The following is a 14269-nucleotide window of genomic DNA, read 5'->3' as shown; positions in this document are numbered from 1 at the left end:
GCAACGCCTCCCTCTTACTGTGACGAGCCGTCGGTCGTTGCTCCCTCGACGAACTCGACCGTGACCGTTACCGATCTCTCCGTTCGGGTCTCGAGGGCCGTCTCGAGCGTGTTCGCGAGCCGTGGATAGGGTCGGTCCGCGGGTCGCTGGACGACGACCGCGACTCTCGTCTCGTCGGTGACGAGACCGCCGTCGTTGAACTCGGTGCGAACCTCGACCAGTTCGAGGTCGTCGTACTCCCCGCTGCTCAGGACGGTCCTGACCCCCTCGTTGACCTCGTTCTCGAAGGCAACGTGCTGGCCGAGGACGACGCCGGAGCCGGCGACGACGACCGCACCGAGAGCGAAGACGACGGCGAACGTACCGATCCGGTCTCTGGAGACGTTCCCGCGGAGCGTTCCGGTAGTCCAGCCTTCGGGCCGGTAGCCGAAGTACCAGAACACGGCGATTCCCGCGAGGAGGACCGAGGCGGCGTTGACCGCGACCAGAACGAAGGCGCCGAGCGCGACGGGTGCGTGGCCCCAGGCGAGCCCGATACCCACCGCGGCCGCGGCCGGGATCAGCGCGACGGCGATCATCACGCCGACCAGCGAGACGGGGATCGCCGTGGCGAGACCGAACGCGCCCGCGGCCCCGGCACAGACGCCGACGACGAGCGCGAGCAGGCCCGGCGATATCCGGTGTTGGACCTGTGCGATGGCGGTGATATCGACGGTCGAGGGGACGACGCCGCTGAACCGGATCAGCCAGGCGAACGCGAAAGCGGTGGCGATCGCGACGGCGAGTCCGAGCGCCAGCGACGAGAGTCCGCTTCGGATCATAGCTCGGTCCTCGAGAACAAGCCCGACGGTCCCCGTGAGGGCAGCGCTGACCTGCGGGGCGATCACCATCGACCCCACGACGATCGCCGGCGAGTCGAGCAGGAGCCCCGCCGTCGCGACGAGCGCGCTCAGAACGGTCATCGCGTAGTAGGTGAGCCGCCCAGGCGTCATGTTCAGCGCCCGCGTGCGTATCTCCTCGCGGGCGACGCTGTCGTCTTCCTCGCTGCCGTTGACGTACCGCTCCTCGAGTTCCTCGATTCGCGGGGTTCGAGCGGTCTCGAGCGAGGAGACGACGACGAAATCGTCCTCGACGCCGGCCTCGCGCAGCGACGACAGGACGGTGTCGACGGCCTGAGGTGGCACCGGGAACGCGACGAGTTCGCCGTCGGTCCCGTCACTGTGCTCGTCGGTCCGGACGTAGTCGAGGTCCTCGCGCTCGAGAACGCGGAGCGCCTCGTCTCGCACGGCGACTGGGACGAACACCTGAATGAGACGCACTGAGAGCCGAGAGGCGACGCTGATTGAAATCTATGCGGTGGCTACCACCGTCCCCCGTCGGTACTGATCCCCCCGTCCGGCCGAACCGGCGGGTCGATCGGTAATGGCTTGATGCACGATCGGCTCCAGCGGCCGGTCGTGGAGAGAACTTCCTCGAGTACCGCGACCGTCCGGCCGGAAACGGCGGATTGTGGAGTTCCGGCGAAGGGTGCGATGCTCGTGGCGGTACTCACCGAGACGACGCACTTACGACTGCGAGCGACGACCTGCAACTATGGCTGCCGATCTCGAGGAGAAGACGGATCGCTACGGTGTATTGCTCGCGGAGGCGCTCGAGGAGGCGACGGTCGCGCCGCCCGACGGGACGCCGATGGCTGAGGCGGCCGCCGACTGCTACGAGATGGCGGCGTCCTATCTCGAGGACGGGAACCACTTTCGTGACCAGGAGGACCTCGTCAACGCGCTGGCGTCGTTTTCCTACGGTCACGCGTGGCTCGATGCGGGCGCCCGCGTCGGACTGTTCGACGTGCCGACCGAGGGTCACCTCTTTACCGTCGAGTAACGGATTCCCGGTAGCGAAACCACACCGCTCGACTCCGCCATCCCGAACGATTAATCACTATGTAACCGGAACCTATAAAACAGGATTTCCAGTTAGTTTATAAAGTAGGCGAAACACTTATATGCGTTACGGTCTTACCATATGTTAGCTGAGGCGTCCGGGTTTCTTCTGGTTACCCCACCCGGAAGCCCCGAGTAACCCACCCGATCCACCATGACAGATACCAGCATCCGAACCTATACGAACGAACGCGAGACCGAAAACGAGGCGGAAACTTCGGTATCCGACGAGCGAGAGCACTGCCCCGAGTGTGGTGGCCGACTGGTCTCCGACGACGAACACGCCGAGACGGTCTGTGAAGACTGCGGCCTCGTCGTCGAGGAAGACGAGATCGACCGCGGCCCCGAGTGGCGGGCGTTCGACGCCGCCGAGAAGGACGAGAAGTCCCGCGTCGGCGCACCGACGACGAACATGATGCACGACCAGGGACTCTCGACGAACATCGGCTGGCAGGACAAAGACGCCTATGGCCGCGCGCTCTCGAGTCGCCAGCGCCAGAAGATGCAGCGCCTCCGCACCTGGAACGAGCGCTTCCGCACTCGCGACTCGAAGGAGCGCAACCTCAAGCAGGCGCTCGGCGAGATCGACCGTATGGCCTCCGCGCTCGGTCTCCCCGAGAACGTCCGCGAGACCGCCTCGGTCATCTATCGACGCGCGCTCGAGGAGGATCTTCTCCCGGGCCGGTCGATCGAGGGCGTCGCGACGGCGTCGCTGTACGCCGCCGCCCGTCAGGCCGGCACCCCGCGCAGCCTCGACGAGATCTCGGCGGTCTCCCGCGTCGAGAAGATGGAACTGACTCGGACCTACCGCTACATCATCCGGGAACTCGGCCTCGAGGTCAAGCCGGCCGACCCCGAACACTACGTGCCGCGGTTCGTCAGCGATCTCGACCTCTCCGACGAGACCGAACGCATGGCGCGCGAACTGCTCGAGTCGGCCCGCCAGGAGGGCGTCCACAGCGGCAAATCGCCTGTCGGCCTCGCCGCGGCCGCGGTCTACGCCGCCGCCTTGCTGACCAACGAGAAGGTCACTCAGAACGAGGTCAGCGAAGTCGCCAGCATCTCCGAAGTGACCATCCGCAACCGGTACAAGGAACTTCTCGAGGCCTCGGATACGGCCGCACCGGCCTGAACGCGGCCGACGACGGTCATCTGTCGCGTCCGTTGGATACGGCGCGGGTGGCACTTTTCGTCGATCGGAACTGCGGCAACGTTTTTCAGCTCCCGTGTGAAAGAGCGTAGCATGGATAAAACGACCGTCCAGCTGCTGTGTCCCGAATGCACGAAAGACTGGCAGACGGCGCCGGACGACCTTCCGACGCCGGCCGAGATGTTTCACTGCCCGAACTGTCACGCCTCTCGTCGTACTGCCGAATTTATGCGCACGGATCGGGATCTCCAGACGCTGAAACAACTCGGATAAGTCGTCGATACCGCATTCGGTTTCGTGGCATCGCCTCCCAGTAGCCACTGTTTAACTCTCCGAAACCCAGGTGTCGGAAGCTGGAAAGAAAGAACGGATTACTGGTGTAAATACCGTTGTACGCCGACCCTATACGCGGGATTGACCTCTGTAGGGAATGCGTTCGAACCGTCTCGTCCGGTGACAGACTAATCAGTCAATACAGGGCGCGTGTTAACGCAACTCAAGATAATAATATAACCCTGCAGTGGGTAGGAGTGGATGGTTATGAAGAAGCAGGAGCTCATTCACCTTCACGGCCTTCTGGCGGAGGTATCCAATCAGTGTGCAGCGTGGGAAAACTGTCAGATCGATCTCGAGGAGTACGAATCCCTCGGAATCCGACCGACATCGATCCACAAATCGAAGACCGATCACAAAGCTGCTGTTTTTGCGCTCGCTGGGGGAATCACGACGAACATGCGGGAAGGGGAGCAGGAAGCAGTCGCCGCAACAGCGGACTGAGACATTCGTCGCATCCTCCGATCGTGCTACAGACACAGTAGTGGTGACACTCCTACCGGGGTACCGCTCGCTCTGTTACTGCTCGTCTCTCGTCCCTCAATCGCCGCTGGCTACACCGTTTCGTCCGCGAGCAAAAGCAGAATCGAGCGTCGTCGTCAGTCGCTCCGTGGATGCTCTCCTATTCGACGAGGTCCTCGAACTCGGGGAGGATTTCTTCGTCCTCGTCGGCGTCGCGTTCGTCGCTCCCGGAGTCCGAATCGCCTTTTTCGTCCGCTTGGTCGTCGTCCGAATCGTCTGCAGCCACAGCCGACTCGTCTTCGTCGTCCTCTTCTTCTAATACCTCGACCGAGTCGACCTCGAGCGGGATGTTCTCGAGGCGTTGGCCGATCTCCTTTCGGGCGATCCGCGAGGCGTGTTCCTCACGCTCGACGTTGAAGACGGTCATCTCCAACTCGAGCGCGACGAGGGCCTCGTCGGCCGCGATGAACGCGGGCGGGAGTTCCTCTCCCGATGGCGAGGTCCGCTCGCCCATGTTGATCTCGACGTAATTTAAGTCAGGGTTCAGCATCTCGCCCGTCTTCGAGATGGCGATACGGATCGCCTCGTCCTCCGTTTCCACGTCGAATACCGGCACGGCAGCTTCGACGACAACCCTGCAATTCATACTGAGACGTAGTATCGCCTACAGTAAGAAGGTTCGCCCCGGAGCGACGACGCCGTGGTCACGCCTGTCGACGGTACGGCGCACCGATCGCCGACCGTCCGGGTTCGAAAGGCAAAAGCCCGCGCCCCCGAAGGACCGAACGAATGGAGACGGGGACGATCCCGGTCGACGACCTCGCCGGCGGACTCGATCTGTATCGAACGCTCGAGAGCGGACAGAGCTACCTCTGGCGACGCGAAAACGGCGAGATGTACGCCGGAACGCCGGCCCCGGGCGTCTGGTACTCGACGGTGGTCGACGGCGACGTACTCCGCGTCCGAACCCGCGACGGGCACCTCGAGTGGGAGTCGACGACCGACGCCGAGCCGACCGTGCGCCGACTGCTGCGCCTCGACGACGACCTCGAGGCGATCGTCGCGGCCGCGCCCGACGACCCGTTGCTCCGCGAAGCGTACGAGGCCCACCGCGGGATGCGACTGGTCGACGATCCTCCCTTCGGCTGTCTGATCTCGTTTATCTGTTCGGCCCAGATGCGAGTGAGTCGGATCCACACGATGGTCTCGACGCTGGCTCGGGAATACGGCGACGCGATCGCGTTCGAGGGCGAGACCTACCACGCGTTCCCGACGCCGGACCAGCTCGCGACCGCGACAGAAGCCGACCTCCGCGAACTTGGGTTGGGGTATCGCGCACCCTACGTCGCCCGGACGGCGGCGATGGTCGCCGACGGCGAAGCGCACCCGGCCGAGGCGCGGAACCTCGTGTACGAGGACGCACGGGAGTACCTGACTCGGTTCGTCGGCGTCGGCGAGAAGGTGGCCGACTGCGTCCTGCTCTTCTCGCTCGGCTTCGACGAGGCCGTCCCGCTCGATACCTGGATCAACTCGGCGATCGAGGAGCACTACCCCAGCTGCGATCGCGGCTCCTACGCCGCCACGTCTCGAGCACTGCGCGAACGGCTCGGCGGCGAGTACGCGGGGTATGCCCAAACGTACATCTTCCATCACCTCAGAACCGGCGAGTGACGATCGCGTTCGTCGTCGGCGTCGCCCTTCTCGCCGCTCGGATGGTCCGCGGCGCTCGTCGGTTCGAAACCACCGACTGAAGTCGGCTAGCAGAACTCCTCGAGCGTCCGCTGATCCCGTTTCAACGGCCGGGCGCGGTAGCCGTGTTCCGTCTCGAGGTACTCGGCGAACGCCTCGTCGAAGCCGTGTTGCGTGTAGACGACTTCGGGGTCGATCGTGCGAACTGTCTCGACGAGTTCGTCGAAATCGCAGTGGTCCGTGAGCGGAAACGTGACGTCGTAGTTTCCGCGATAGCGAAAGGAGTCGTCGACGGCCCAGCCGGAAAAGCCCGCTTTCAGCCCGCATTCGCGGTCGACCGCCGTCTCGACCCAGTCGGCCCGCGCCTGGTTCGACGGGAGGATCACGATCTCATCGGTCAGCCCGCGAAGCGAGTCATACGGTCGGCCGGAAAACGAGAGTCCGCCCTCGGTCGCACGTTCGATCGCCCGGTTCACGTTCCCGATCGTGTCGGAGACGAGGATCTCCCGACGCTCATCTCCGGTCGTGTCGCGGGCGATCCACTGGAGTTTCTGGGCGCGGCCCAGCGAGTAGCCAAACAGGAACAGCGGTCGGTCGTCGTTCTCCCGGAGCCAGTCCGCGATCGCGGCCTCGAGTTCGTCTTGTGGCGGAAACCGGTACTTCGGGAGCCCGTAGGTGGTCTCCACGACGAGCGCGTCCGCCGCGACGGCGTGGGGGTCGAACCCCTCGAGGTAGCACCGGTCCCGAACGGAGAAGTCGCCCGTGTAGCAGTAGCGCTGCGGGCCGTCGGTCACGAGTCGGTCGCGGTCCCCGTCGAGACCGCCGACGGCCTCGAGGTCGATGATCGCGGCGCGCGACCCCACCACGTGGCCGGCCGGGACGAGTTCGATGCCGGGCGCTCGCTCGACGAACTCGAAGGCGGTCCCCGTTCGGGCTTCGGCGATCGCCGCGGTCTCGGCGGAGCAGACGACGGTCTCCGGTGGCGTCCGGAACGTGTGGTCGGCGTGGGCGTGACTCACCACGTTGACCGCGCCGACGGCGCTGCGGGCGTCGGCGACGACGCGAGCCTCGCCCTCGCGCTCGAAGTGGATCCCGTCTCGGTACCGTACGGTCACTGGATCGGATACGGGTTCGAGACACCTCCACTTGTCGCTTCTCGGTCACATGGCCCGGATTTTTGCCCGTCGCGCTCGAGGACTCGCACATGGCTGGTCGAACTCGCGCACACGTGTTCGTCTCCGGGACGGTCCAGGGCGTCTACTACCGCGCGAACACTCGCGAGACGGCTCGCGAGGAGGGCGTAGATGGCTGGGTGAAGAACCTCGATGACGGTCGCGTCGAGGCGGTCTTCGAGGGGCCCGAAGACGCCGTCGAGTCGATGATCGAGTGGTGTTACACGGGTAGTCCCGCGTCCGAAGTTGAGGACGTCGAGGCCGAATACGAGGAACCGCAGGGCGAAGCCGGGTTCGAAATTCGGTACTGAGTCGACGACGGGCCGGCTCGAAGTCGGTTTTCAGCGGCGACCCGAGAGCGCGTCGACGAAGAGTTCGGCGTACTCGAGAAACGAGACGGTCGGGGTCCCGGGCATGTAGACCGAGACCTCGGGCTGGACGAGCGGATCGGGATACGCGTCGGATTCAGTTGGATCCATGTCCTCCGTAGGAATCGACTGCGTTTATACATTCGCAACTATAGTTTCGCAATCGAAAACCAACGATCGTTATAGAATAACTGTGGTGTGACGTTGCCGGTCGCGGCCGGGGTCGGCAGCGCCGGCAACCCCTCGCGGAGGCGGTCCGGTTGGACGAGAGACGGCCGCTGTCCGGATCGTCCGCAATCTTCAACGGTCACCCGGTCGAACCTCGAGTCATGATTACAGGCGAGCGAATGGCCGCTGTCGACGAGAACGCCGCCGCGCTCGGCGTACCGCGAAAGCAGTTGATGGAGTCGAGCGGACACGCTGTCGCCCGCGAGGTTCGGGAAGTCACCGACACAGGGGCTCGAGTCGCCGTCGTCGCCGGCCGAGGGAACAACGGCGGTGACGCGTTCGTCGCCGCCCGCTTTCTGGACGAGTTCGAGGTGACGACGCTGCTGCTCGGCCGGGCCGACACGATCGGCACCGACATCGCTCGCGAGAACTGGGACGCGCTCCAGCAAGCCGAGTACGACACCCGTGAGGTGGTCGACTCGAGCGCCTTCGACCTCCCAGAGGCCGACGTGATCGTCGACGCGATGCTCGGAACGGGGATCAGCGGCGACCTCCGCGAACCGGCGGCGACCGCCGCACGGGCGATCAACGAGGCCGACGCGACCGTCGTGGCAGTCGACGTGCCCTCGGGATTCGACGCCGACGGCGGCGACCACGCGGCCAACGGCGTCGACGCCGACCGCATCGTCACCTTCCACGATTCGAAACCGGGACTGGACGACCTCGAGGCCGCGGTCTCCGTCGCGGACATCGGCATCCCCGCGGCCGCCGAGCGGTTCGTCGGTCCCGGCGATGTCGACCTCGCCCGGCCGACTGGCCGGGACGGCCGACCGTACATCATCGGCGGCGGTCCCTACACCGGCGCGCCGGCACTGGCCGCGCAGGCATCGCTGCGAGCGGGTGCCGAACTGTCCTTCGTCGCTGCCCCCGACGCCGTCGCCGGCGAGATCCAGAGCTACGCCGAGGATCTCATCGTCCAGCCCTACGAGAGCGACCGGCTCTCGCCCGATCGGGTCGACGACCTCCTCGAGACGGCCGAGCGGTACGACGACGTGGTCGTCCTCGGTCCCGGTCTCGGCTCCGCCGACGAGACCCTCGAGGCCGTCCGGCAGTTCCTCTCGTCGTACACCGGCCGGGCGGTCGTCGACGCCGACGCGCTCGCGGTCGTGCCGGAGATCGAGACCGAGGCCACGCTGGTCTGTACGCCCAACCGCCGGGAACTCGCCCGGATGGGCGGTCCCGATACCGACTCGCTGCGCGAGGCGGCCGACGAGATCGAGGACTTCGCCGCGGACCTGAGCCACGTCGTCCTTGCCAAGGGCGTCGACGACGTGGCGACCGACGGCGAGCGAACCCGGGTCTGCCGGACCGGCGCGCCCGGTATGAAAGTCGGCGGCACCGGCGACCTGCTGGCCGGCATCGTCGCGGCGCTGCTCGAACACGCCGACCCGCTCGACGCCGCGGCGGCGGCCGCGTACGTCAACGGCCGCGCCGGCGAGCGACTCGCCGACGACGGCTCGATGGGATTTCTCGCCTCCGAGATGCTCGGAGAGATCCCCGCGGCGCTGTGGGGTGAGAACGATGAGTGAGGACGGTGCGGCCGGCTCGAGCGTCCCGGAAGACGAGGGTGAAGACGCGAACGCGGACGAACTGACCCACACCACCGCCGAAGGCGACGTGCAGATGGTCGACGTCGGCGACAAGCCCGACAGCGAGCGCCGCGCGGTCGCCGCCGGTGAAATCCGCCTGCAATCGTCGACGATCGACGCGATCCGGGCCGACGAGGTCGGCAAGGGAGACGTCCTCGCCACTGCCCGCGTCGGCGCGATCCAGGCCGTCAAGCACACCTGGGAGACGATCCCGATGTGCCACCAGATCCCGATCACCAACGTCGACACCGACTTCTCGCTCGCCGACGACCGAATCGAGCTTCGGGTCGCCGTCGAGACCACCGGCAAGACCGGCTGCGAGATGGAGGCTCTCGAGGGGGTCACGACCGGCCTCAACGTCGTCTGGGACATGGTCAAGGCCGTCGAGAAGGACGACGAGGGCCAGTATCCCGACACCGGGATCGAGAACGTGCGCGTCGTACAAAAGGAGAAGCGACGGGCGTAGCCGGACGATGACGCCACGGACGCCGCTCTGTGACTTGCTCGAGATCGAACACCCGATCGTCCAAGCGCCGATCGGGAGCGCGACCTGTCCCGAACTGGCCGCCGCCGTGTCGAACGCGGGCGGCCTGGGACAGCTCGCGGTGACGTGGCGCGATTTCGAGGCGACGCGCCGCGCGATTCGGGAAACGCGAGACCTGACCGACGAGCCGTTCGCGGTCAACCTCGTCCTCGACGAGGCGACGACGATCGAAGACACCCCGGACCACCTCGCGACGGTCCTCGACGCGGGCGCGCCGATCGTCACCTTCTCGTTCGGCGACGCCGCGCCGTTCGTCGAACGGGTCCACGACGCGGACGCGATCGCGGTCCAGACCGTCGGCAGCGCCGCGGAAGCGAGCCGGGCGGTCGACGCCGGCGTCGATATCGTGGTCACGCAGGGGCTCGAGGCCGGCGGCCACGTCCAGAGCGAGGTGGCGACCACGGTGCTCGTTCCGCGGGTCGCGGACGCCGTCGGCGACGAGGTACCGATCGTCGCGGCCGGCGGGATCGCCGACGGCCGCGGGATCGCCGCCGCGCTCGCGCTGGGCGCCGACGGCGCGTGGCTCGGGACGCGATTCGTCGCGACCGAGGAGTCGCGGGTCCACGACCGCTATCGGGATCGGCTCCGTGAGAGCGACGAGACCGACACCGCGTTTACGACTCTCTTCGACAAGGGCTGGCCCGGCACGGCCCACCGGGTGCTGCGAAACGAGACGCTCGAGCGCTGGGAGTCGGCCGGCCGGCCGCCGGTCGGGGAACGGCCGGGCGAGCACGACGTCGTCGCGCGGACCGGCGACGGCGACCCGATCGAGCGGTACGACGAGGCCCTCGCCACGCCGGATGTCGACGGTGCTATCGACGAACTGGCGCTGTTCGCCGGCCAGAGCGTCGGGCTGACCGACGACGTTCGGCCCGCACGCGTCGTACTCGAGGACCTCGTCGCGGACACGCGCGAAGCGATTTCGGGACTACCGGGCCGAGAAACGAGCGAGCGATAGCCGCGCAAAAAGCGAATTTTCCTCGAACGTCTCCGGACGCCGCCCTCGTTCTACAGGTCCATCCCGCCGTTGACGTCGATCACTTCCCCCGTCACATACGACGAGTCCTCGCTCGCGAGGAACCGAACCACGGCCGCGATGTCCTCGACTTCCGCGAGGCGTTCGAGCGGGATGCCTGCGATGATGCGATCGAGGACACTGTCGGGGACGCTCTCGAGCATGTCGGTGGCGGTAAAGCCGGGCGCGACGCAGTTGGCCGTCGAGCCGCCTTGGGCGAGCTCGAGGGCGATCGTCCGGGTGAAGCCGAACATGCCGCTTTTCGCCGCGGCGTAGTTTGCCTGCCCGAAGTTACCCTGTTTACCGACGACGCTCGAGATATTGATGAGTCGGCCCTCGTGTGCGTTCCAGAGGTCGTCGTAGAACAGCTGGGTGCAGTTGAACATGCCGCCGAGGTTGACGTCCATCACGCGGTCCCACTCCTCGCGGGACATCTCGGTGAACTGCTTGTCGGCGGTGATGCCGGCGTTGTTGACAAGGACGTCGCACTGCCCGAAGGCCTCGTGGCAGACCTCGCGCATGTGTTCGACCTCCGCGCGGTCGCTGACGTCGGCCTTGGCCGCGACGGCGGAGCCCCCGGCGGATTCGATCGCTTCGACGGCCTCGTGTGCCGGTCCCTCCGACGAGCGGTAGTTGACCACTACGTTCGCCCCCTCTTCGCCGAGGTACTCGGCGATACCCCGACCGATACCTCGTGCCGATCCTGTGATTACGCAGGTACGACCATCCATGGACATGAGACGTACGTTCAACGGCCGCCTGTAAATAACGACCCGATAGTTAACAGGGACGTTCGATCGAAACGGAACGGCGAGGGCCATCATCGGGGAGCCACCGCTCGCTACTCGTCACCGCTCTCGAGCCTGGTCGGTCCAGTCTTCGATGCGACTCGGGGAAATCCCCGTTTCGGCGGCGAGATCGGCGATGTCCGCGCTAGCAAGGTCGTCGAACGTCTCGATGCCGGCGGCAGCGAGGTCGTCCGCGTAGGCCTGACCGACGCCGTTCAGTTCGGTGAGGTCGTCGGTTTCGGACTCGACCGCGTCGGCCGCCGCGTCGTCGTCGGCCTCCACGTCCGGTTCGGGCTGGGCCTCGGCACTCGAGGTCGCCTCGACGCTCGAGCCGCCGTCGGCGAGGTCCGCGGTGCCCGTCTCCTCACCGGAGACGTCCTCGGCGAGGGCGGCGTCCGCTCCCGCCTCGGCTGGGGCTTCCGGTTCGCCTTCTGCCTCGGTACCGTCCGACCGCGCTTCGAACCAGTCACAGACCTGCGGCCAGAGGTCCGCGTGGCTCCGCGAGGAGACGGACATCCCGATGTGCCCCGTCGCGAACTCGAGGATCTCCGTGTCCTCGGAGGAGATCACGTCGTTGAACGGCTTGGACGCCTCCGGCGGGATGAGGTGGTCGTACTCGGCGACGATCTGGAGCACCGGCATATCGATCTTCGAGAGATCGACGTGTTCGCCCCCGAGAGTGAGTTCGTTCTCGTAGAGCTTGTTCTCCTGGTAGATGTCGCGGATGAACTCCTCGTAGGCCTCGCCGGCGACGTCGATACCCTCGTCGAGCCAGCGCTCCATCCGGGCGAAGTTCTCGACGAAGTCCTCGTCCTCCACGTTGTCGTAGAATCGGACGTACTTCGTCACGTTGTTCGCGACGGGGTCCATCAGCGCGAAGCCGACGTCTAAGAACTCCGCCGGGACGTTGTCGAAGGTCTCGGTGACCGTCTCGGGGTCGTAGTAGTCGTCGGCCCCCCAGAGTTCGAGGACGCCGCCCTCGCCGGCGAAACAGAGGCCGGCGGCCATCAGCGCGAGGTTCTTCACCTTCTCGGGGTACAGCGAGGCGTACATGGCCGACTTCGTGCCACCCATGCAGTAGCCCAGGATATTGATTGCGTCCTGCCCGGAGCGCTCGCGAACCTCGTCCACGCAGTTGTCGATGTAGCGGTTGACGTAGTCGTCGAGCGACAGCGACCGGTCCAGCTTCGAGGGCTCGCCCCAGTCGATGAGGTAGACGTCGAAGCCGGCCTCGAGCAGCGTCTGGACCACGGAGCGATCTGGCTGGAGGTCGAGGATGTAGGGCTTGTTGATCAGCGCGTAGACGACGAGGATCGGCACGTCGTGTTGCTCCTCGGTCATCGGCTCGTAGTGGAGGAGCCGCAGCTTGTTCTCCTCGTAGACGACCTCGCTGGGCGTCTGGCCGACGTCGATGTTCTCGACCGTCTCGGTGCGCTCCGGCGCGATTCGGCTCTTGTCGGCCAGATCGGCGGTCGCCTCCCAGGCCTGTCGTTGCATGTCCAGTGCGATCGAATAGGGATTTTTCATTCTTCTAAGTGCTCGAGGACGCGGTCGAGTTTCTCCTCGACGGCGTGTTGGCGACGCTCGAGTTCGACGAGGCGGTCACCGACTTCGACGACATCGTCCTCGGTGGCGAAGCCGAGCGACCGGAGCGTCTCCTGGGAGGCCTCGTCGGCCTGCTGCTGGAGTTCGAGCACGTCGCCGACGGTCTCGCCGGTCATCTTCGCGAACGCGGTCGTCGACATGACATCTTTGAACGCCTCGTTGGCCGTGTTGAGCCAGATGTCACGGAACTCCTCGACGTCGACATCCTCGCCCTCGAACTGATCGTTTACTCGCTCGACCATCTGCTGGGAGGCGTTCATCCAGGTCTCGTAGGCGCGGGCGTAGCCCTCGACGCCGTCGGAAATCTCGGAGTCCTCGCTGAGATCGCCGACGGTCTCGGACCAGCTCTCGACGAACCTGGCCTGTGCCTCCATGTTGTCCTCGAGCGCCTCGAGGAACTGCTCGTTCCACTGTTCGACGAACGCGTTCCAGTTTTGCGCCTGGGGTTGTGAATCTGCCATGGGTGAAAATTGACGGTGTACTGTAAAAAGCAGTGCCCCGACTTACGCCGAAACGTCGAGTTCCTCGGCGGCCTCTTCGACGTTCTCGGCGACGGCACTGACGTTCTGTTCGACCTGCTCGTGGGCGTCGAGGTAGGCGTCGAACGACGTGTCGACGACCTCGGCGTAGTTACGAGCGAACTCTTCGTAGGCGACCTCGGATTCCTCGATGGTTTCGAGGACGGCCTCGAGCGACTGGGACTGGGCCTCGGTGGCCGAATCGAAGCCTTCGTCGACGAGCTCGCGGAGTTCGTCGAACTCGGCGCTGCCTTCGGGCATCGACGCCTCGACGGCGTCGAAGTAGGCGTGGATTGCGCCCTTGGTCAGTTCGGCGTTGGACTCGAACATCGCGCCCGAGGTCTCGACGGCGTCGGCGAAGGCGCCGAGTGACGTCTGCTGGGCCTCGAGGGCGTCGTGGGTCATGCGCTGGCTCTGTTCGATGGCGGTACGCTGTGCGTCGAAGACTGCGGTGAATGGGTTCTGGGTCATGGTTACTCGTCTCGGTTGCGTTTGACGGGGACGACGATCGTCTGGACGATATCGCCCTCTTCGATGTCGAGGGCCTCCCGTTCGGGACCGGGAATGCTGATCCGACCGCCGCTTTGCACACGGGCTTTGAACGTCGCGGTACCCATGTTCATCGGGCCGAAGGCCGACGTGTTCTCGAAGGGGTTCGCCGACGTCGCCTGCAGCATCTGCTTTACCATCTCCTGCTGGGATTCGGCGACCTGCTCGCCCGCTTCCTGCATTTCCTGGATCCCTTCGGTAAACATCGCGGGCGGGAACCAGAGCGATCGGTCGGAGTCGTCCGTCATCAACAGCGTATTGGACCGCAGCCACAATAAGCCTTTCCACTCAATACCATCTCTTACCATGAGATGGAGTT

The 14269-nt window shown here is 65.6% G+C and carries 18 protein-coding genes; 9 read left to right on the top strand and 9 right to left on the bottom strand.

All coding sequences use genetic code 11. The annotated features are described in order from the left end of the window. Window positions 1-14 precede the first annotated feature (14 nt). The gene (locus NKH51_RS08640; protein ID WP_254764932.1) at window positions 15-1319 is read right to left on the bottom strand and encodes a DUF389 domain-containing protein; all 1305 of its coding nucleotides are present in this window, start codon (window positions 1317-1319) and stop codon (window positions 15-17) included. 274 nt (window positions 1320-1593) lie between these two features. On the opposite strand from NKH51_RS08640, the gene NKH51_RS08635 reads away from it, so the two are divergent. The 4 genes from NKH51_RS08635 (at window position 1594) to NKH51_RS08620 (ending at window position 3867) form a co-directional block, all read left to right on the top strand. After that, window positions 1594-1881 carry a DUF357 domain-containing protein gene (locus tag NKH51_RS08635; protein ID WP_254764931.1) on the top strand — a complete coding sequence of 96 codons (288 nt, stop codon included), beginning with the start codon at window positions 1594-1596 and terminating at the stop codon, window positions 1879-1881. Between the two features lie 213 nt (window positions 1882-2094). After that, window positions 2095-3072 (top strand): transcription initiation factor IIB, encoded by a 978-nt coding sequence (locus NKH51_RS08630; protein WP_254764930.1) that lies wholly within the window; start codon window positions 2095-2097, stop codon window positions 3070-3072. Window positions 3073-3183: 111 nt separating this feature from the next. Continuing rightward, complete coding sequence (locus NKH51_RS08625; protein ID WP_254764928.1) at window positions 3184-3363, top strand: DUF7836 family putative zinc-binding protein; 180 nt, start codon at window positions 3184-3186, stop codon at window positions 3361-3363. A gap of 267 nt (window positions 3364-3630) precedes the next feature. Further along, window positions 3631-3867 carry a UPF0058 family protein gene (locus NKH51_RS08620; protein WP_254764927.1) on the top strand — a complete coding sequence of 79 codons (237 nt, stop codon included), beginning with the start codon at window positions 3631-3633 and terminating at the stop codon, window positions 3865-3867. Between the two features lie 178 nt (window positions 3868-4045). Here the strand turns inward: NKH51_RS08620 and NKH51_RS08615 are convergent, their stop codons facing one another. Continuing rightward, entirely contained in the window at window positions 4046-4531 is a 486-nt protein-coding gene (locus NKH51_RS08615) for a DUF555 domain-containing protein (protein WP_254764926.1), read from the bottom strand. A 143-nt stretch (window positions 4532-4674) separates the two neighbouring features. Here NKH51_RS08615 and NKH51_RS08610 point away from each other — a divergent pair, with 143 nt between their 5' ends. After that, on the top strand, window positions 4675-5556 hold the full coding sequence (locus tag NKH51_RS08610; protein ID WP_254764925.1) for a DNA-3-methyladenine glycosylase family protein: 882 nt from the start codon (window positions 4675-4677) through the stop codon (window positions 5554-5556). Window positions 5557-5642: 86 nt separating this feature from the next. Here the strand turns inward: NKH51_RS08610 and NKH51_RS08605 are convergent, their stop codons facing one another. Continuing rightward, entirely contained in the window at window positions 5643-6689 is a 1047-nt protein-coding gene (locus tag NKH51_RS08605) for an MBL fold metallo-hydrolase (protein WP_254764924.1), read from the bottom strand. Between the two features lie 89 nt (window positions 6690-6778). Between NKH51_RS08605 and NKH51_RS08600 the strand changes: the two genes are divergently transcribed. Beyond that, the gene (locus NKH51_RS08600; protein ID WP_254764922.1) at window positions 6779-7057 is read left to right on the top strand and encodes an acylphosphatase; all 279 of its coding nucleotides are present in this window, start codon (window positions 6779-6781) and stop codon (window positions 7055-7057) included. Between the two features lie 30 nt (window positions 7058-7087). Here the strand turns inward: NKH51_RS08600 and NKH51_RS08595 are convergent, their stop codons facing one another. Beyond that, window positions 7088-7225, bottom strand: coding sequence for a hypothetical protein (locus NKH51_RS08595; protein ID WP_254764921.1), 138 nt, complete (start codon window positions 7223-7225; stop codon window positions 7088-7090). Between the two features lie 218 nt (window positions 7226-7443). On the opposite strand from NKH51_RS08595, the gene NKH51_RS08590 reads away from it, so the two are divergent. The 3 genes from NKH51_RS08590 to NKH51_RS08580 are packed head-to-tail and all read left to right on the top strand — an operon-like array spanning window position 7444 to window position 10433. After that, window positions 7444-8871, top strand: coding sequence for an NAD(P)H-hydrate dehydratase (locus NKH51_RS08590; RefSeq protein WP_254764920.1), 1428 nt, complete (start codon window positions 7444-7446; stop codon window positions 8869-8871). After that, on the top strand, window positions 8864-9397 hold the full coding sequence (gene moaC, locus NKH51_RS08585) for a cyclic pyranopterin monophosphate synthase MoaC (protein WP_254764919.1): 534 nt from the start codon (window positions 8864-8866) through the stop codon (window positions 9395-9397). The genes NKH51_RS08590 and moaC overlap by 8 nt, the downstream gene beginning before the upstream one ends. Before the next feature lie 7 nt (window positions 9398-9404). Next, window positions 9405-10433, top strand: coding sequence for an NAD(P)H-dependent flavin oxidoreductase (locus NKH51_RS08580; RefSeq protein ID WP_254764918.1), 1029 nt, complete (start codon window positions 9405-9407; stop codon window positions 10431-10433). Between the two features lie 50 nt (window positions 10434-10483). On the opposite strand, the gene NKH51_RS08575 is transcribed toward NKH51_RS08580, so the two are convergent. The 5 genes from NKH51_RS08575 to NKH51_RS08555 all read right to left on the bottom strand — a co-directional run bounded on the left by NKH51_RS08575 (window position 10484) and on the right by NKH51_RS08555 (window position 14198). Then, on the bottom strand, window positions 10484-11227 hold the full coding sequence (locus NKH51_RS08575; protein WP_254764916.1) for a beta-ketoacyl-ACP reductase: 744 nt from the start codon (window positions 11225-11227) through the stop codon (window positions 10484-10486). 111 nt (window positions 11228-11338) lie between these two features. Next, window positions 11339-12805, bottom strand: a complete 1467-nt coding sequence (phaC, locus tag NKH51_RS08570) for a class III poly(R)-hydroxyalkanoic acid synthase subunit PhaC (RefSeq protein ID WP_254764914.1) — start codon at window positions 12803-12805, stop codon at window positions 11339-11341. Further along, window positions 12802-13344: a poly(R)-hydroxyalkanoic acid synthase subunit PhaE gene (locus tag NKH51_RS08565; RefSeq protein WP_254764912.1), complete on the bottom strand. Its 543-nt coding sequence runs from the start codon at window positions 13342-13344 to the stop codon at window positions 12802-12804. Before NKH51_RS08565 ends, phaC begins: the two co-directional genes overlap by 4 nt. Before the next feature lie 42 nt (window positions 13345-13386). Beyond that, window positions 13387-13872, bottom strand: coding sequence for a hypothetical protein (locus NKH51_RS08560; protein WP_254764911.1), 486 nt, complete (start codon window positions 13870-13872; stop codon window positions 13387-13389). A gap of 2 nt (window positions 13873-13874) precedes the next feature. After that, window positions 13875-14198, bottom strand: coding sequence for an AbrB/MazE/SpoVT family DNA-binding domain-containing protein (locus NKH51_RS08555; RefSeq protein ID WP_254764910.1), 324 nt, complete (start codon window positions 14196-14198; stop codon window positions 13875-13877). Window positions 14199-14269 lie beyond the last annotated feature (71 nt).

Origin of the sequence: Natrinema marinum (assembly GCF_024296685.1) — an archaeon.
Classification (GTDB): domain Archaea; phylum Halobacteriota; class Halobacteria; order Halobacteriales; family Natrialbaceae; genus Natrinema; species Natrinema marinum.
This window is presented reverse-complemented; position numbering and strand designations above follow the sequence as displayed.